18 protein-coding genes are annotated in these 17,147 nt (G+C 68.6%); 7 read left to right on the top strand and 11 right to left on the bottom strand.

Translation table 11 applies throughout. The features are described 5' to 3' along the window. Window positions 1-12 precede the first annotated feature (12 nt). Complete coding sequence (fmt, locus tag ACZ5XO_RS02295; protein ID WP_464163718.1) at window positions 13-987, top strand: methionyl-tRNA formyltransferase; 975 nt, start codon at window positions 13-15, stop codon at window positions 985-987. Further along, the gene (gene truA / locus ACZ5XO_RS02300) at window positions 987-1,736 is read left to right on the top strand and encodes a tRNA pseudouridine(38-40) synthase TruA (protein WP_464163719.1); all 750 of its coding nucleotides are present in this window, start codon (window positions 987-989) and stop codon (window positions 1,734-1,736) included. The genes fmt and truA overlap by 1 nt, the downstream gene beginning before the upstream one ends. Before the next feature lie 192 nt (window positions 1,737-1,928). Here the strand turns inward: truA and ACZ5XO_RS02305 are convergent, their stop codons facing one another. After that, window positions 1,929-2,333 carry a YidB family protein gene (locus ACZ5XO_RS02305; RefSeq protein ID WP_464163720.1) on the bottom strand — a complete coding sequence of 135 codons (405 nt, stop codon included), beginning with the start codon at window positions 2,331-2,333 and terminating at the stop codon, window positions 1,929-1,931. A 94-nt stretch (window positions 2,334-2,427) separates the two neighbouring features. Further along, window positions 2,428-2,565 (bottom strand): entericidin A/B family lipoprotein, encoded by a 138-nt coding sequence (locus ACZ5XO_RS02310; protein ID WP_207824957.1) that lies wholly within the window; start codon window positions 2,563-2,565, stop codon window positions 2,428-2,430. A 100-nt stretch (window positions 2,566-2,665) separates the two neighbouring features. Here ACZ5XO_RS02310 and ACZ5XO_RS02315 point away from each other — a divergent pair, with 100 nt between their 5' ends. The 4 genes from ACZ5XO_RS02315 (at window position 2,666) to rplS (ending at window position 7,676) form a co-directional block, all read left to right on the top strand. Next, complete coding sequence (locus tag ACZ5XO_RS02315) at window positions 2,666-4,330, top strand: thiamine pyrophosphate-binding protein (RefSeq protein ID WP_464163721.1); 1,665 nt, start codon at window positions 2,666-2,668, stop codon at window positions 4,328-4,330. Between the two features lie 257 nt (window positions 4,331-4,587). Further along, window positions 4,588-6,426: a DUF885 domain-containing protein gene (locus ACZ5XO_RS02320; protein WP_464163722.1), complete on the top strand. Its 1,839-nt coding sequence runs from the start codon at window positions 4,588-4,590 to the stop codon at window positions 6,424-6,426. Window positions 6,427-6,498: 72 nt separating this feature from the next. After that, the gene (gene trmD / locus ACZ5XO_RS02325; RefSeq protein WP_464163723.1) at window positions 6,499-7,251 is read left to right on the top strand and encodes a tRNA (guanosine(37)-N1)-methyltransferase TrmD; all 753 of its coding nucleotides are present in this window, start codon (window positions 6,499-6,501) and stop codon (window positions 7,249-7,251) included. Window positions 7,252-7,253: 2 nt separating this feature from the next. Then, on the top strand, window positions 7,254-7,676 hold the full coding sequence (gene rplS / locus ACZ5XO_RS02330; RefSeq protein WP_464163724.1) for a 50S ribosomal protein L19: 423 nt from the start codon (window positions 7,254-7,256) through the stop codon (window positions 7,674-7,676). Between the two features lie 161 nt (window positions 7,677-7,837). Here rplS and ACZ5XO_RS02335 read toward each other — a convergent pair whose 3' ends face one another. The 5 genes from ACZ5XO_RS02335 to ACZ5XO_RS02355 all read right to left on the bottom strand — a co-directional run bounded on the left by ACZ5XO_RS02335 (window position 7,838) and on the right by ACZ5XO_RS02355 (window position 11,536). Next, window positions 7,838-8,323: a PA2169 family four-helix-bundle protein gene (locus ACZ5XO_RS02335; protein WP_464163725.1), complete on the bottom strand. Its 486-nt coding sequence runs from the start codon at window positions 8,321-8,323 to the stop codon at window positions 7,838-7,840. Window positions 8,324-8,380: 57 nt separating this feature from the next. Beyond that, the gene (locus tag ACZ5XO_RS02340; protein ID WP_464163726.1) at window positions 8,381-9,226 is read right to left on the bottom strand and encodes a tryptophan 2,3-dioxygenase; all 846 of its coding nucleotides are present in this window, start codon (window positions 9,224-9,226) and stop codon (window positions 8,381-8,383) included. Window positions 9,227-9,281: 55 nt separating this feature from the next. Beyond that, window positions 9,282-9,812: a CHAP domain-containing protein gene (locus ACZ5XO_RS02345; RefSeq protein WP_464163727.1), complete on the bottom strand. Its 531-nt coding sequence runs from the start codon at window positions 9,810-9,812 to the stop codon at window positions 9,282-9,284. A gap of 34 nt (window positions 9,813-9,846) precedes the next feature. After that, complete coding sequence (locus ACZ5XO_RS02350; RefSeq protein ID WP_464163728.1) at window positions 9,847-10,980, bottom strand: acyltransferase family protein; 1,134 nt, start codon at window positions 10,978-10,980, stop codon at window positions 9,847-9,849. A gap of 109 nt (window positions 10,981-11,089) precedes the next feature. Next, entirely contained in the window at window positions 11,090-11,536 is a 447-nt protein-coding gene (locus ACZ5XO_RS02355) for a COG3650 family protein (RefSeq protein ID WP_464163729.1), read from the bottom strand. Between the two features lie 96 nt (window positions 11,537-11,632). On the opposite strand from ACZ5XO_RS02355, the gene ACZ5XO_RS02360 reads away from it, so the two are divergent. Then, window positions 11,633-12,790, top strand: a complete 1,158-nt coding sequence (locus ACZ5XO_RS02360; protein WP_464163730.1) for a DNA cytosine methyltransferase — start codon at window positions 11,633-11,635, stop codon at window positions 12,788-12,790. Here ACZ5XO_RS02360 and ACZ5XO_RS02365 read toward each other — a convergent pair. From ACZ5XO_RS02365 to ACZ5XO_RS02380, 4 genes are all read right to left on the bottom strand, one after another. Next, window positions 12,787-13,086: a hypothetical protein gene (locus ACZ5XO_RS02365; RefSeq protein ID WP_464163731.1), complete on the bottom strand. Its 300-nt coding sequence runs from the start codon at window positions 13,084-13,086 to the stop codon at window positions 12,787-12,789. The genes ACZ5XO_RS02360 and ACZ5XO_RS02365 overlap by 4 nt on opposite strands. Before the next feature lie 9 nt (window positions 13,087-13,095). Further along, window positions 13,096-13,455, bottom strand: coding sequence for a YdbL family probable chaperone protein (locus ACZ5XO_RS02370; RefSeq protein WP_464163732.1), 360 nt, complete (start codon window positions 13,453-13,455; stop codon window positions 13,096-13,098). A 20-nt stretch (window positions 13,456-13,475) separates the two neighbouring features. Next, window positions 13,476-13,661, bottom strand: a complete 186-nt coding sequence (locus ACZ5XO_RS02375; protein WP_207824933.1) for a YnbE family lipoprotein — start codon at window positions 13,659-13,661, stop codon at window positions 13,476-13,478. Window positions 13,662-13,756: 95 nt separating this feature from the next. After that, a complete protein-coding gene (locus ACZ5XO_RS02380) occupies window positions 13,757-16,918 on the bottom strand; it encodes an intermembrane phospholipid transport protein YdbH family protein (protein ID WP_464163733.1) in 3,162 nt (1,053 codons plus the stop codon). Window positions 16,919-17,147 lie beyond the last annotated feature (229 nt).

The raw sequence follows: 17,147 nt of genomic DNA on the forward strand, positions 1-17,147 counted from the left end.
AAAGGCGTGGCCATGCGCCTAGCCTTCATGGGAACTCCCGACTTCGCTGTGCCCTCGCTGGCCGAGCTGATCGCCTCGGGACACGAGATCGTCGCCGTCTATTCGCAACCGCCGCGCCCCAAGGGCCGGGGGCAGAAGCTGACGCCGTCGCCGGTTCACGCCTTCGCCGAGGCCATGGGTCTGCCGGTCTTCACGCCCGAGAGCATGAAGTCGCCGGAAGCCATCGACACCTTCCGCAGCCTGGATCTCGACGCCGCCTGCGTCGTCGCCTACGGCCAGATCCTCAAGCCCGAGGTGCTGGAGGCGCCGCGTCTGGGCTGTTTCAACCTGCATGGCTCGCTCTTGCCGCGCTGGCGCGGGGCCGCCCCGATCCAGCGCGCCATCATGGCCGGCGACCGCCAGACCGGCGCCCAGATCATGCGGATGAGCGAGGGCCTGGACGAGGGCGCGATCATCCTGTCCGAGGTTATGGACATCCATGCCGAGGACACGGCCGCCAGCCTGACCGAGCGCATGGCGCATCTGGGCGCCGCCCTGTGGCCTCGCGCTCTTGCCGCCATCGAACGCGGCGGCTTCACCGAGACCGAACAGGTCGGCGAAGCCACCTACGCCAGGAAGATCATCCCCGCCGAGGCCCGCATCGACTGGACCCGCCCCGCCGCCGAGGTGGACGCCCACATCCGCGGCCTGTCGCCCTTCCCGGGCGCCTGGTTTGAGGTGCAGGCCGAGGGCGAGCCGGTGCGCATCAAGGCCCTGATGTCGGCTCTGACGGACGGGCAGGGGACGCCGGGTCAGGTGCTGGACGACGCCCTGACGGTGGCCTGCGGAACCGGCGCGGTGCGCCTGACCCGCGTGCAGCGCCCGGGCAAGGCGGCGCAATCCGCCGAGGAAATGCTGCGCGGCTTCGCGGTTCCCGCTGGAACTGTGCTGGACGGGCCGCGTCGGGTCGAGAAGGCGGAGCCTTCTGACCGCGGCCCTCAAGAGTAATGCCTCGCTACCGTTTCACCGTCGAGTACGACGGCTCAGCCTACAACGGCTTTCAGGCCCAGGCCGGACAGCCGACGGTGCAGGGGGCCATCGAGACGGCGGTGACGGCCTTTTCCGGTCAGAGCGTGCGGATCGCCGCCGCCGGGCGCACCGACACCGGCGTCCACGCCACCGGCCAGACCTGCCATGTCGATCTGGACAAGGACTGGCCGGCGCGGACGGTGATGAATGCGCTCAACGCTCACCTGATGCACGAGGCGGTGGCGGTTCTGGACTGCGCCCCGGTCAGCGACGACTGGCACGCCCGCTTCACCGCCAACGGGCGCAAATACCTCTATCGCATTCTCAACCGTCCGGGCCGTCCGGCGCTGGATCGGGGCCGGGTCTGGCACGTCAAGAAGCCGCTGGACGCCGAGGCCATGCATGCGGCGGCGCAGGCTTTGGTGGGCCTGCACGACTTCACCACCTTCCGTGACGCCCAGTGCCAGTCGGCCAGCCCGGTCAAGACCCTGGACGTGGCGCGTGTCAGCCGGGTGGGCGAGGAGGTGCATCTGGTGTTCGAGGCGCGCAGCTTCCTGCACCGTCAGGTGCGCTCGATGGCCGGCAGTCTGGCCGAGGTGGGCCTGGGGCGCTGGGCCGTGTCCGATCTGTCCGAGGCGCTTGAGGCGAAGGACCGGGCGCGCTGCGGCCCGGTGGCGCCGTCAGACGGTCTCTATCTGACGGGCGTCACCTATGAGGCCGAGGCCTGATATCGCCAATCCTCCCCTGCGAAGCGGGGGAGGGGGACCATGCGCAGCATGGTGGAGGGGGCGAGATCAAGCGCCGCGATCAGGAGGCTGATCCCAGTGGAAACAGGGCTGAGGGCGTGGTTGTCGCCGCCCCCTCCACCGCCTGCGGCGGTCCCCCTCCCCCGTAAACGGGGGAGGATCGCTTCGACTTTTCTAGCGCTTGAACAGGCCGCCCAGGGCGCCGCCGATGCCGCCCGGCAGGTTGTCCAGCAGGCCGCCCAGCAGGTCGTCGGCGCCTTCGGCCGAGCCGTTCGGCGTCAGGCGGTCGACGGCTTCGGGCAGCAGGCCCGCCAGGGTCTCGCTGGCCTGCTCCGGCGAAATGCCCAGTTTGGCGGCGAAGTCGGCGATCGGACCGGAGCCGAGCACAGAGGCGATCTGCTCGGCCGAGATCCCGGCGTTGCCGCCCTTGCCGATCCACGAGGCCGCCACGTCGCCCAGGCCGTTCTGACCGAACTTCTCGGCCAGGCCGGCGACGCCGCCCTGACCCTTGAGCAGGTCCGACAGGCCGCCCGCAGCGTCATCGCCGAGGCCGCCGAGCACGTTATCCAGAAGTCCCATGGTCGTTCTCCGAGTTGAAGTCGGCAGTCTGAGGGAACGAGGCTACGCTTTTGTGGCGGGATCGCAAACGATCGCAAACCCGCCGCGCCGCATCCTAGTTGCGGGCCGAGTTGGAGCTGGAGGTCACGGCCTGGCCGGCGGCTTCCAGATCGCGGCCGACGCCGGCGACGGTGTTGCAGGCGGCGGTGGCCAGGGCGGCGGCGATGACGCCGAGAGCGATGAGCTTGCGCATGGAGATTTCCCCGAGAATAAGGCGATTGAGCGCTTCAACGTGAAGCTTGGCCACAAGGTTGCATGGCCAATTCATCCTTCAATCTGCTAACGGCGAAACCATGACGCAAGCTCCTGACACCGCCGCCCGCCGTCTGGTCGACACCCTTGTGATGAACGGGGTGGACAAGGTCTTCTGTGTGCCGGGCGAGAGCTATCTGGCCGTGCTCGACGCCCTGGCCGACGTGCGCGACCGCATCGAGGTCATCGTCTGCCGCCACGAGGCCGGCGCCGCCAACATGGCCGAGGCCTATGGCAAGCTGACGGGCAAGCCGGGCGTCTGCATGGTCACGCGGGGGCCGGGCGCGACCCATGCCTCGATCGGCGTGCATACGGCGCATCAGGACTCCACGCCGATGATCCTCTTCGTCGGCCAGATCGCCCTGACCGACCGGGGCCGTGGCGCCTTCCAGGAGGTCGACTACCGTGAGGTCTTCGGCGGACTGGCCAAGTGGGCGACCGAGATCGAAAGCCCCGAACGCACTGTCGAGGTGGTCGAGCGCGCCTTCGCCACCGCCTTGCAGGGCCGCATGGGGCCGGTCGTCGTCGCCCTGCCCGAGAACATCCTGCACGACCAGGGCGGTCCTGCGCCGGTGCGCCCCGTCGTCGCCGCCAGGGCCGCGCTGGACCCGGCCTTCGTCGCCGAGGTGAAGGCGCGGCTGGCCAGGGCCGAGCGCCCCATGCTGATCCTCGGCGGCTCGGGCTGGACCGACGCCGCCACCGACGCGATTTCCGACTGGGCCGAACGTCTGGGCCTGCCGGTCGCCCTGTCCTTCCGCCGCAAGGACCTGATCCGCAACGATCACCCCGGCTATGCGGGCGACCTCGGCCTCGGCCCGAACCCGAAACTGGTGGCGCGGGTCAAGGAAGCCGACCTCCTGCTGGTGATCGGCGCGCGCATGGGCGAGAATCCGACCCAGGGCTACACCTTGCTGGATCGCAGCAAGACGGCGGAGACCCTGATCCACATCCATCCGGGCGCGGAAGAACTGGGCCGCGTCTGGGCGCCTGCCCTGTCGGCCGCTTCCGACAATTCCCTGGCCGCCCTGGCCCTGTCGAGCATCGATCCGGGCCGGACCTGGAGCGCGCAGGGCGCCGCCGCCCACGCCGATTTCATGACCTTCTCCACGCCCATCGAGGTCAAGAGCGCGGTTAACATGAGCGAGGTCATCGCCCATCTGGCGCAGGTTCTGCCGGAAGACGCCATCCTGACCAACGGCGCGGGGAACTTCGCCGCCTGGCTGCACCGTTTCCACCGCCATCAGGCCCGCCGCACCCAGCTGGCCCCGACCTCGGGCGCCATGGGCTACGGCTATCCGGCTGCCCTGGGGGCCAAGGCGACCCAGTCGTCGCGCGAGGTGGTCTGCATCGCCGGCGACGGCGACTTCATGATGAGCGCCAATGAGATGGCCACCGCCGCCCAGTACGGCCTCGGGGTCATCGTCGTGGTGGTCGACAACGGCGCCTTCGGCACCATCCGCATGCACCAGGAGCGGGAGTATCCCGCCCGCGTCATCGCCACCGAGCTGAAGAACCCTGACTTCGTCAAATACGCCGAGGCCTTCGACGCCTTCGCCGTGCGCTGCGAACGGACCGAGGACTTCCCCGAAGCCCTGGCGGCGGCGCGCGAAGCGGCGGCGGGCGGGCGACCTGCCCTGATCCACCTGATCACCGACGCCGAGCAGATCGCGCCGGGCCGGACGATCACGGATCTGCGCGGGCAGTAGGATTCTCCCTCTCCCGATGGGAGAGGGATTGAGCCTCGGAGAGCGTAGCGATCCGCTAAGGCGAAAGGGTGAGGGTTCAGGGTCACAGTCGGCGTAAGCCGTGGTGATGTAGATGCGGCGGCTTACGCCGAAGGAAGCCGACGCCCCTCATCCGGCCCTTCGGGCCACCTTCTCCCATCGGGAGAAGGGAAGCGCTCTCACTTGCGCCCGACGCCGTCAGGGGGAACAGTGCCGCCTCGCAGTTCCGAGGGGGTTTCATGCGTCGTTTTCTGATCTCGTCCGTCGCCGTTCTGGCGCTTTGCGCCGCCGCGCCCGCCGCCATGGCCCAAGCAGCCGCGCCTGTCGCCGCCTCGCCGCAGGCGCAAAGCGAGGACGCCCGCCTCGACGCCTTCTTCGAGCAGGCCTTCCAGGAGCGGATCGCGCTCAGCCCGCAGTCGATGACCTCGCTGGGTCTGAAGACCGACTACGACAAGCTGGACGACGTCTCCGACGCCGCGTCAGCCCGCGCCCTGGCGCTGCAGGAGGCCCAGTTGGCGCGCATGAAGGCCGAGTTCGATCCGTCGAAGCTCAGCACCCAGAGCAGGATGTCCTGGCGGCTGTTCGAATACGGCGTGCAGCAGGCGCGCCTGTCGAACCAGTGGCGCGACTGGAACTTCCAGTTCGCCGCCAACGGCAACCCGACCACCGGCCTGCCGGTCTTCCTGATCAACAACCATCGCATCAGCAGCGTCCCGGACGCTGAGGCCTATGTCTCTCGCATCACCGAGGCCGAGCGCTACATGGGCCAGGTGGCGACGACGCTGAAGGCCCGCGCCGCAGAGGGCGTGGTCTCGCCGCGCTTCGTCTTCGAACCCTCGATCGAGAACACCCGCGCGGTCATCACCGGCGCCCCCTTCGACAACGGCGCCGACAACCCGGTCTGGGCCGATTTCCAGAAGAAGGTCGGGGCGCTGGACGCCGATCAGGCGACGAAAGACCGCTTGCTGGCCTCGGCCCGCGCCGCCCTGACCGGCCCCTACAAGCGCGGCTTCGATACGGTCCTGACGGCTCTGGCCGAGGTCCAGCCCATGGCCGACAGCGACGCGGGCGTCTGGCGGCTGCCGAACGGCGAGGCCTATTACAACGCCCGCCTGCAGCTCTCGACCACGACCGACCTGACGGCTGACCAGATCCACCAGATTGGTCTGGACGAAGTGGCTCGCATCCAGGCCGAGATGGAGGTTATCAAGGCCAGGGTCGGCTTTGACGGCTCGCTGCAGGACTTCTTCGTCTTCCTGAAAACCGATCCGCGCTTCCAGTATCCGAATACCGCGGAGGGCAAGGAGCAGTATCTGACCGACGCCCGCGCCTTCATCGCCCAGGTCATGGCGGTGGCGCCGCAGTGGTTCTCGACCCTGCCCAAGGCGGCGCTGGAGGTGAGGGCGGTCGAGCCCTTCCGCGAGGCCACAGCCTCGATCGCCTTCTACAACTCGCCGGCGCCCGACGGTTCGCGCCCCGGCATCTACTACGTCAACCTGTCGGACATGACCCAGGTGCTGAAGCCCCAGATCGAGGGCATCAGCTATCACGAGGGCGCACCGGGCCACCACTTCCAGATCGCCTACGCGCAAGAGATCGAGGGTCTGCCGCGCTTCCGCCGCTTCGGCGGCTATGGCGCCTACGCCGAAGGCTGGGGCCTGTACGCCGAGCAGCTGGGCAAGGAGATGGGCTTCTATCAGGACCCATACTCGGACTTCGGCCGCCTCTCGACCGAGCTGTGGCGCGCGGTGCGTCTGGTCACCGACACCGGCCTGCACGCCAAGCGCTGGTCGCGCGAACAGGCGATGGACTACTTCCGCCAGAACTCCCTGCTGTCGGAACGCGACATCCAGAAAGAGGTCGAGCGCTACATCACCAACCCCGGTCAGGCGACCAGCTACAAGATCGGCGAGTTGAGGATCGAGGAACTGCGCGCCAGGGCCGAGGCGGCGCTGGGCGACAGGTTCGACATCAAGGACTTCCACGCCGTGGTCCTGGGCTCCGGCTCGGTGCCGCTGGACGTCCTGACCGACCAGGTCGACGCCTGGATCGCGGCGGGCGGCGGCAAGCCGAACTAACCTGCTTCCCTCTCCCGCCGGGAGAGGGGGCGACAGTGTGGATTCCGCGTTTCTGGTGTATGAGCCGCCGCCATGCCCTTCACCGCCACCGTCCTGACCATGTTCCCCGAGGCCTTTCCCGGTCCGCTCGGCGTGTCGCTGATCGGCACCGCCTGGCGCGAGAAGGGGCTGTGGGATCTGCAGACGCTGGACATTCGGGCGTTTTCCGAAGATAAGCGCGGCTTCCTGGACGACACCCCCGCGGGTGGCGGTCCCGGTCAGGTGCTGAAAGCGGACGTGGTGGCCCGGGCTCTCGATAGTCTGTCAGGCCCGCCCCGGCCGCTTTTGTACATGAGCGCACGCGGTCGACCCCTGACGCAGGCGCGAGTGAAGGAATGGGCCAAGGCCGACGGGATCGTCGTGCTTTGCGGCCGTTTCGAGGGGGTGGACCAGCGCGTGCTCGACGCGCGCGGGTTCGAGGAGATCTCCGTCGGAAACGCGGTCCTCGCCGGTGGCGAGGCGGCGGCCATGGTGGCGATCGAGGCGTGCGTACGACTGGTTCCCGGTGTTCTCGGCGCGGCTGAAAGCCTGTCGTCCGAAAGCTTCGAGGACGGTCTTCTGGAACACCCGCAGTACACGCGACCGCGGACGTTCGAGGGGCACGATATTCCCGAGGTGCTGCTGTCGGGCGATCACAGGAAGATCGCGCAATGGCGAGAGGCGCAGCGGGAAGAGACCACGCGGGAACGGCGTCCGGACCTCTGGGCGGCGCATCTGGCGAAGACGGCTGCGGAGCCTGGCTCCGCCAAATCAAAGGCAAAGGGCGCTAAAGCCCGAGGAGAATAGACATGAACATCGTTCAGCAGATCGCTGCCGAAGAAAAAGCCCGCCTGCTCGAAGGCAAGACCATCCCTGACTTCCAACCGGGCGACACCCTGCGCGTCCACGTGAAGATCAAGGAAGGCGAGCGCGAGCGCGTCCAGGCGTTCGAAGGCGTCTGCATCGCCCGCGACAGCGGCGGCATCAACGAGACCTTCACGGTCCGCAAGATTTCCTTCGGTGAAGGCGTGGAGCGTCGCTTCCCGATCCTGTCGCCGAACATCGAATCCATCGAAGTGAAGCGCCGCGGCGTCGTCCGTCGCGCCAAGCTCTACTACCTGCGCGATCGTCGCGGTAAGTCGGCCCGTATCGCCGAGCGTCAGACGACCCGTCCGAACAAGGGCGCCGCCGTGCCGGTGACCGGTTCGGCCGACAAGGGCGACGAGGCCTGATCCAGGCTTCGGCCCTGGGCTGACAAGATCGAGGCCCCGGCGGAAACGCCGGGGCCTTTTTCTTTGTTGGGCCCTATCGCACGCCGCGCGGCGGCGTGCTGCTTGAGGGTAAGGAAGAGCGCTATCGCGCGCGACGCGGTGCGCCCGGTTTGCGCGCAGTCCTACTGCGGATGCAGCGGATTGTCGGCGTCGCGCTGGCCTTCCAGGCTGCGGCGCAGGACGTGCATCTCGTCGTGGCCGGATTTTATGGCGGCGTAGGCGCGGCGGATGGTTTCCTTGGTCGTGGCTGACAGGGCCGCGTCAGTCAGGGCATGGTCGAAGCGGGCGCGCAGATGGGTTTCGCCGCCCTCGATGGAGCCGACTACGGCGGCCTCGTCACGCAGCAGGGCGTGCTTGATGTCCATGAAGGCGCGCTGGGCCTTGGCCAGGATGGAGCCTTCGTCCTCGGGGTGGCCGCCCATGGCGCGCACGGCCGCCTGCAGATCGACCGCCACCTGTCGCCGTTCGCTGCTGCGGCGCAGGAAAAGCTCGCGATAGCGGGGATCATCCGTCTCGCCCGCCGCCTCGGCATAGCCGTCGGCGCTGTCGAGCACGCCCACGGCCAGATGGTTCAGGACCTTGATGTCATGACTGTTGGGGCTGCTCACCAGAAACCTCCATGGCTGACGCAGGTGAAACCCGCGCCAGCGGCGAAGGTTGCTCGGTTAAAGCTTGGTGCGCAGCGACCACAGTTCGGGGAAGCAGCGCCGCTTCAGCGTTTCGACCAGATAGCCGACCCCGTCGGTGCCGCCCGTGCCCTGGCGACGGCCGATGATGCGCTCGACCGTCACCACGTGCTTGTGACGCCAGGTCAGCAGGGCGTCGTCCAGATCGACCAGCTTCTCGGCCAGTTGATACAGCGGCCACCAGCGTTCCGTGTCGCGATAGACCTCCAGCCAGGCGGCCTCGACGCCTTCGGACGGCTCATAGGTCTGGCTGACGTCGCGGTTCAGCACCTCGGCGGGGACGGGCAGGCCGGCCAGCGACAGCTGGCGCAGGGCGTCGTCGTAGAGGCTGGGGGCTTCCATGGCCGCCACCAGGGCCGCATGGGCCTCGGGCCGTTCGACATGGAAGCGCAGGAAGCGCGGGTCCTTCAGGCCCAGCATGGTCTCCAGGCGGCGGAACTGGTCGCTCTGGAAGCCCGAACTGGCGCCCAGGTCGCCGCGGAACTTCAGATAGTCCGAGGGCGTCATGGTGGCCAGGATGTCCCAGCTCTGGGTCATGACCGACTGGATGCGGCTGACGCGTGCCAGGCTCTTGTAGGCGGGCACCAGATCGCCGGCGCGGATCAGGCCCTGGGCCAGGGCCATCTCGTGCAGGATCTGTTTGAGCCACAGTTCCTTGGTCTGGTGGATGATGACGAACAGCATCTCGTCATGCTGGTCCGAGCGCGGGTGCTGGGCGCTCAGAAGGTCGTCGAGCGCCAGATAGCCGGCATAGGTGATGCCGGCCGGCTCGTGCTTGGCCGTTTCGATGGCGTGAGCGCGAATGTCGTTTTTTGCGTCGGTCATCCGCCACCTATCGCCGGATCAGGCTCGAAGAGCCAGCCCGGAGGCGACGGAAAAATCAGTTGGCGGCGCGGGGTTCGTTCGCGGCGTTGGACGCCATCTGGCGACCATTGTCGAAGGCGTCGCGCGCGCCTTTGTAGACGAAGCCGTAGGTCGGATAGACAGTGGTGCCCAGGGCGTTGATCGGATTGTACCAGACCTTGACCCGGCTCCAGTCGCCGGCCGGGGACACGTCCACCACGGTGACGTTTTCCTCGACCTTGCCGCGGCTGCCGCCCCAGTTGGCGTGAGTCACGCGGATGACGCGGTCGGTCAGGATGTCGGAAACGACGGCGACATGGCCCTTGTCCATGCGGCCGGTGGGCTGGAAGACCAGAACGGAGCCGGTTTCCGGGGCGCGGCCTGTGCGGAACTTGTCGACCGCCTGACGCCACCAGGTCCAGGCGTCGCCGAAGATGTTGATGCCCGAGAACATGCGGGCGAAGGTCACGCACTGCCAGTAGGGGTCGTCAGCCTTGGCCGGCGCAGGGCCGATCGCAAAGAAACCAAGGGTCGCCGCAACCGCGGCGGCTGTGAGCCGTTTCATCATCTGGCGTGCTCCCGACTAAAACGCGGACCAAGCCTTAGACGATAGTGTCCGAAGGTTGAAGAACCGTTTCCGACTGTTTCGCCGTGTGATCCACAGGCGGGCGTCGCCGTTCGGCCATTCCGCGCAGAGCCTTCCGGGCCGGGCGTTCGATCAGGTGATAGGTGGCGGCGGCGGCGGCGATCAGCCCCAGAATGATCCCCAACCACACGAGAACGTGAAGTCTCTTGTCCTCCGCCCCCGTCGCCCGGGCGGCCAGGTTGACCGCCAGGATCTGCCAGGGCGCGCAGACCATGTAGACGGAATAGCTGATCTCGCCGAGGTAGACGGCGGGCTTCGAGCCCAGCCAGCCGGCCTTGTCGACCGGGATGGAGGCCAGGGCCAGGATCAGCAGGCCGGCGGCCAGAACCGTGACGGCGTCCCAGGCCAGGACCGAGGCCGAGGCGACCATGACGACGCCCGCGCTGATCGCCAGCAGCCCGGCGCGGGGCAGGGGGGCGCGGCGATAGACCAGATAGAGGGCGCAGCCATAGGCGAAGCAGGGGACGATGCGCAGAGCGCCCCAGCGGAAGGTGGCCTCGGTCAGGGGGAAGCCCGCCAGACGCTCGAACGCGGCGTAGAGGCCCATCATGAAGACCGCCGCCCCTGCGGTCGCCACCCACGGGCGCTTCCTCAGAGGCCAGGCGGCCATCGCGAACAGGGGGAAGGCCAGATAGGCGAACCACTCGGCCGAGATCGACCAGGACGGGTGGTTCCAGCCTGCCTCATTGGCGAAGCCCCAGGCGTGAACCATCAGCAGGTGGGCCGGCAGGCTCTTCCAGCTCAGCACGCTGGCGTCGATGCTCAGACCCACGGCCACGGCCGTCAGACCCAGCGCCATCACCCCCAGCAGGGTGAAGACATGCAGCGGATAGACCCGCGCGATCCGCGCCCACAGGAAGCCGCGATAGGAGAAGCGTTTCTCGGCGAAGGCGTGCAGATAGACGTGGCTGAGGATGAAGCCCGACAGGACGAAGAAGAGTTCGACCCCCAGATAGCCCTTGGCCGCCAGGTTCGGCAGGAAGCTGACGTCCAGATTGGGCCAGAAGGTGTAGAGCACGACCCACAGGGCGGCCATGAACCGCAGGGCGGTCAGGGGGCGAAGATCGACAGGCGTCTGAACCGGGGTCATGCGGCCACCATGAGATAGCGCCGCTTTGGGAAGCGTTAAGCGGCCTGGGACCTGGGCAGCAAGTCCGGCGCCAAGACCGCTCCCCTTCGTCGGGATGAGAAGACGGGACCTATTCGACCCGACCGCTTTCCCCCGCCTTCTCGATGGCGGCGACGGCGGCGGCGCAGCCGGTCAGGCTTTCGCCGCCGATCTCGACCCTGGCGGTCAGGGGATAGGTGCGGTCGCTCATGCCGTCCGAGCAGTCGGTGGCCGTCAGGGTGACGACCAGCGGCGCCTTGGCTTCGGTCTCGGCGGTCCAGGTCGCCACTGTGCCTTGCAGCGCCGGGCCGGGGTTGGCGGCCTTCTGCTCGGGGCGGTCGACGCCCGAGTAGGTCAGGCCGGCGGACGTGATCTCGACGGCCCAGAAGGGCTCGGTTCCCAGGACCCGCAGCGGCTGGTCCAGATCGACCCCGGCCAGGGTGCGGGCCTCGGCGGGTGCGGCCGGCGCCTTTTCGACCGTCGGCTGCGAACAGGCGGCCAGGGCGGCGGCGGTTGCGAAGATGAGGGCGAGGCGCATGGCGGGCTCCGTTTCGGCTGAGGGTCAGGAACCGCAGGCGCGATCCCTGGTCAAGGGCAGGCGCCAAACGCATCGCTCTGGGTTATGGTGCCGGACATGACGAATCGCGTCGCCGCTCCTTCCGTTCCCCTGACCGCCTGCGAGTTCTTCGCGGGGGGCGGTCTGGCGGGTCTGGGCCTTTCCCGGGGGATGGCCGGTTTCGACACCATCTTCGCCAACGACATCGACGCCATGAAGGCCCGCGCCTTTCGCGCCAACCACGCCGGGACCCTGCTGGACGAGGGCGACGTCTGGGATCTGACCCCCGCCGACATTCCCGGAACACCGGACCTGTGCTGGGCCTCGTCGCCCTGCCAGGACGTCAGTCTGGCGGGCGCGCGCGGCGGGCTGAAGGCCGTGCGCTCGGGCGCCTTCTGGGGCTTCTGGAAGTTGATGCAGGGCCTGGACCTTGAGGGCCGCGCGCCGCGCATCATCGTCATCGAGAATGTGTCCGGTCTGCTGACCTCGGGCGAGGGAGCCGACTTCGAGGCCGTCTGCGCCGCCATGGTCGAGGCCGGCTATCGCGTCGGCGCGCTGGAGATGGACGCCGCCCTGTGGCTGCCCCAGTCGCGACCGCGCCTCTTCGTCGTCGCCATGCGCGGGGTCGAGGGGCCGACGGTCGCCGCCCCGTCCGGCCCTTTCCATACGCCGCGCCTGATCTCGGCGCACGCCCGTCTGTCCGAGGCCGTGCAGGCGAACTGGGCATGGTGGTCCCTGACCCCGCCGCCACGTCGCAATCTGGACCTGTCCGCGGTGCTCGAGGTCAAGGCGCCGGTCTTCACCAGGGCCCAGACCAAGGTCCTTCTGGCCATGCTGTCGCCGCTGCACCGGGCGCGGCTGGACGCGGTCCTGGCCTCGGGCGAGCGCCGCGTCGGCGCGGCCTTCCGTCGGGTGCGCACCCTGAACGGGGTCAAGCATCAGCGGCTTGAGCTGCGCTTCGACGGTCTGGCGGGGTGTCTGCGCACGCCTTCGGGCGGCTCGTCGCGGCAGTATGTGCTGATCTGCGACAAGGGACGGGCGAGCATGCGCCGCCTGACGGGACGCGAGGCGGCGCGGCTGATGGGGGTGTCGGACGACTATGCCCTGCCGACCAGCGAAAGCGCGGCCCTGAAGCTGATGGGGGATGCGGTCGCGGTGCCGGTGGTCGAAGCCCTGACGCGGCAGTTGTTCGAGCCGGCCCTGGGCGTCGCGGGCGAGGGCGCGGCGGCCGCCTAATAGAGGGTGTCGTTGTCTTCGGCTTCGTCCCGGCCGGGGTCCAGTCGATTATCGACCTGATCGTCCCACCCCTCGCGATCCGACCTGAAGGCCAGGCTCATCAGCAGCCAGGACAGGCCGACCGTGCCCAGCACGCCCAGTCCCATGGCGATCCAGCCGTGAACGGACATGGGGCCGCCGCCGATCAGTCGCCAATACCCGGCCAGGCCGAGGGTGGCGACGGCGGCGATGACGACCGCCAGGCCGAGGGACAGCAGGAAGCGTCCTGTCCGACCTCCGACCCGGGGCGTCTTCATTTCATCAGATCAGCGCTGGACCCACTGGCCTGCGGCGTTCTTGTACCACTGACCCGAGCTGATGCGCGGCAGCAGCTGGGTTTCGAACATCCGGGCGCCGGCCACATCGGCCGAGGTGCCGGCGTCGGCGGCGCTGCGGGCGTAGGCCTGGCGACGACCGGCGTTGGTGGCGCTGACGGCGGCCTGGGTGTCGGCGTTCACCGAGGTGCGCACGCCGAGATAGCCGTCAGCCTGTTCGCCGACCGATCCGGCGGCCTTGGCCTGATCGACCAGGGCCTTTTGCGAGGCGGTCTGGGCCACGGCGGCGCCGGCGGCCACGCCAAGGGCGGCGACGGCGGCGACGGCGACGAAGAGCTTGCGATGGTTCATGTTCAGCCCCTTTCTTTCGGTCAGAACAGGTTGGGGTTTTCGCGCAGGAGGTTCTGCAGTTCCTGGTCGAGCTTGATGCGGATGTCGGCGTCCAGCTTGGCGTAGATCTGCAGCGGTTCGCTGAATTTGATGTTCACCGTGGGCGCGCACGCGGCGACGCTGACGGCGGCGAGGCCGAGCAGGGCGATCTGACGCTTGCTGATCATGAGGCCGGTCTCCGAAGGCGGCGGTTGAAGTCGTGACGATCTAACGCCACGGCGCGTGAACGGGTTCTGAACAAAGCGGCGCGGTATCTCAAGGGTCAATCCGGCGTTTCGCCGCGACGGGCGTATTCCATCAGGTCCGAGACGATCTCATTGGCGTTCCAGGTCGTGTCCAGCGTCAGGTCGATCGGCGTGTCGGACGGCAGATTCAGCTTCTTGTTCAGGAAGTCGCGGCGGATCAGCTCCATCCAGCTCAGGCGCAGCTGTTCGCGCTCGGGCGGATCGTGCCGGCCATTGATATGGAAGCGGACCCCCAGACGGCCGCCGTCCAGGCTGTTGACCTCGGCGGACAGGCCGCTGATCGCCAGATCCTGCATGGCCTGGTAGGCCAGATCCTGCATGGTGTTGGGCGGCAGGGCGGCCGAAGCGTCGCCGCCGCCCGCCGCGAGATCGTCGAAGACCTCGGGCTTGATCGACAGACGGCCCGGCCGCACGGCGGTCAGCATGCCGCCGACGATGCGCCAGCCTGTGTCGGGCGCGAAGGTGAAGGGCAGCCGGCCGGACACCACGGAATCCAGCTCGGCCTTGTCCTGCAGGTTGGCGCTCTTCATCAGCTCGTTCAGCTGAACCTGCTCGACCAGGATCACCCCGCCCCAGGCCTCGCCCGGCGTCAGGGGGATGTTGAAGGGTTCGATGCTGATGCGGCCGCCCGCCGCCTGGATCTGACCGCCCGCCAGGGCCAGCGCCTTTTCGTCGAGGGCGAAGCGCAGCTCCAGATCCGTCAGCGGGGTGACGGTCTCCAGTCGGTTCACCGTCAGCACCTGATCCGGGGCGGTGATCAGCGGCGTCAGACTGGTGAACTCGACGCGGCCCTTCAGCCCCTGCACCTTGCCCGCGGGGCTGGTGAAGTCGAGCTCGGTGATGGTGGCGACGCCGGAACTGGAGGTGGTGGTCGCGGTCCAGTCGAAGCGTCCCTCGAATCCGGCCGAGCCCTCGACGGGCGATTTCAGATAGTCACCGGCCAGGGGGCTGAGATCGTCGGGTTGCAGGCCCTGGGCGGTGAAGAAGAGGTTGGGGGCGCTGATGGTCACGCCGCCCGCCTCGGCCTTGCCGTCGTGGCGCAGGTCGATGCGGCCGATGGCGTGCTCCAGACGGGTCAAGTCAAACCCGCCGCTCCAGACGTCATTGGCCAGCCGCGCCTCGCCGACCGCCGTCAGCGGCAGGAAGCGCAGGGGATCGGTGGTGTCGGACGCCTGGGCGCGCGTCAAGTTCGCCGTCATCGACAGGCCGGCGGGCTTGCCGTCCACGACCAGTCGTCCCTGGGCGTCCGAGAAGCGCATGGCCAGGAAGGGGGCGGTGGCGCTGACGTCGGCCAGGCCGCCTTGCGCCCGCCAGCTGCCGTCCACGACGGTGATCAAGGGAGCGTCGGCCGGGCAGAAACGGCCGGCGATGTCGGTCACGTCGTTCTCGCCCAGCTCCAGCATGGCGACGCTGAGGGGAATGCAGTCGTCCGTCGTATAGGTCAGTCGCCCGCCGTCGGAGGCCAGCTCGCCCCTGGTCGACAGGGCGATGTCGCGCGCCGGGCCGAAGTCCATCGCCGCCTGACCGTCCAGCGTGGCGCGGAAGCCCCCGGACGTCAGGCTCCATGACGGCACCTCGATCCGGGCCTCGGGCAGGCCGCCGCCGCGTTGCGAAGCGATGCTGAGGGCGCCGCCGCCGGCCTGATCCGGCTCGGCCGCGAACAGGGGCGTCTTCACCGGCGAGAAGGTCAGAAGGCCGCCGTTGGCGGGGCGCGCCGTGGCCGGCCGGGTCAGCGTCAGCTCGGTGCCCGCATTGCCGGTGGCGAACCGGACGCCAGGGGCGTCAATGGCGAAGGCGCCCAGGGCGCGCTTCAACTCGGCCGTTTCCGGCAGATCATCCTTCGTCGGAGCGCCGAGGCCGGACCAGGCGGCGCGGGCGGCGGACAGGGCGCCCTGGGCGGTGATGCGGGTCACGCTGTCGCGCACGACGTCCAGAGCCAGACGGCCGCGGGCGTCGTTCAGCGTCAGGTCGCCGGCGTTCAACCGGCCGGCCGTCAGGGCCAGCGGTCCCTGCACTTCAAAGGCGTCCTCGCGCCCGCCCGCCGTCAGTCCGGACGATGTCAGCACCGCCTGATCCAGTCGGGTCTCCCCCATGACGCCGCTCTCGAGGCGGACGACGGCGGGTGAGCCGACCCGCCATTCCAGACCGCGTTGGCCCTGGCTCAGGGTGATGTCCGCGCGATCCAGGGTCAGGTCGCCGCCACGCGCCGCGAACCCCTGACCCGTCATCCGTCCGGCGCGCACGTGCGCCTGTCCCTTGCCCGCGACGCGGAAGGCTTCCAGCCAGCCTTCGGTCAGGCCGTCGAAATTTAACGACGCGTCGGCCTGCCGTCCCTCGATCCCGCCCGCCGACAAGGCGTCGGCGGTCAGGCGGGCGGCGATGACCGCGCGTCCGTCGCCGCGTCGCTTTTTCAGGTCGGGGTAGGGCAGGTCGCCGGTCAGGCTCAGCTTCGCCGCCGACCCGCTGGCGTCGGCCAGAGCGAAGTCATCGGCGGCGGCCTCGACTTTCAGCGCCACGCGATCGCCGGTGGTGGTCAGGTCCACGACCGCGCTCAGGCCGCGCGCCTCCACGTCGCCGCTCCTCAGCGAGGCGGCGGGCAGGCGCGCGTTCAGCCGCATCAGCTTGCTGTCGTCGATCCGCGCATCCGCCAGGACCTGGACGGGGCCGTACTCGGTGTCGATACGCGCTCGGCCGCCCTCGACGACGACCAGAGGCGCGCGGCTGTCGGGGCGCGGCGGCTTGCCCATGAACTCATCGACCAGCGGGTCGAGCGAGCCCAGCGACAACCTGCCCTTTTTCCAGCTGGCGCGCGCCAGCGGTCGGACCAGGCGAATGCGGCTGGGCGTCACGCCCAGGCCGGCCTTGGACCAGGGCATGCCCAGGGCGTAATCCACCTCGACCCGTTCGACCTTGAAGTCCGGGTTGCGCGGGTCGCCGATGGTGATCTTGCCGACGAAGCCGTCCATCTCCAGCCGTTCCACCTGGACATCGGCGTCGATGCCCTTGCGGTCCAGCCAGCCGACCAGAAGTTCGCGCGCCGCGGCGCGACGGTTCAGATAGAGGGCGGCGGCCAGAAGAATCAGCAGGGCCAGGCCGATCAACAGGGCGACGACCAACGTTCGGGCGATGGATCGCGAACGGCGGCGGGCGGGCTTTGAGGCAGGTGTGTCGTCGGTCAAGGCGCTCGGCGGTCCGTCGTCGAATGAAGGCGTAACAACGCCACAGATCGTGCTGCAAGGACAGGCGTTGCCGTTTGAACACTTGAGCGTGGCGTGGCAGTCACTGTTCAGTCAAGCAAGGCGAGAAAAGGGCCATTGTCCGCCGATGATTCAGGAAAAACGGTGGAATACTTGGCTTGCATCCCGCCAAGTTAACCAATTGTAACCTACGCGCTTCCCAAGATGGCAC

The sequence above is a fragment of the Brevundimonas sp. T2-11 genome, assembly GCF_055397675.1.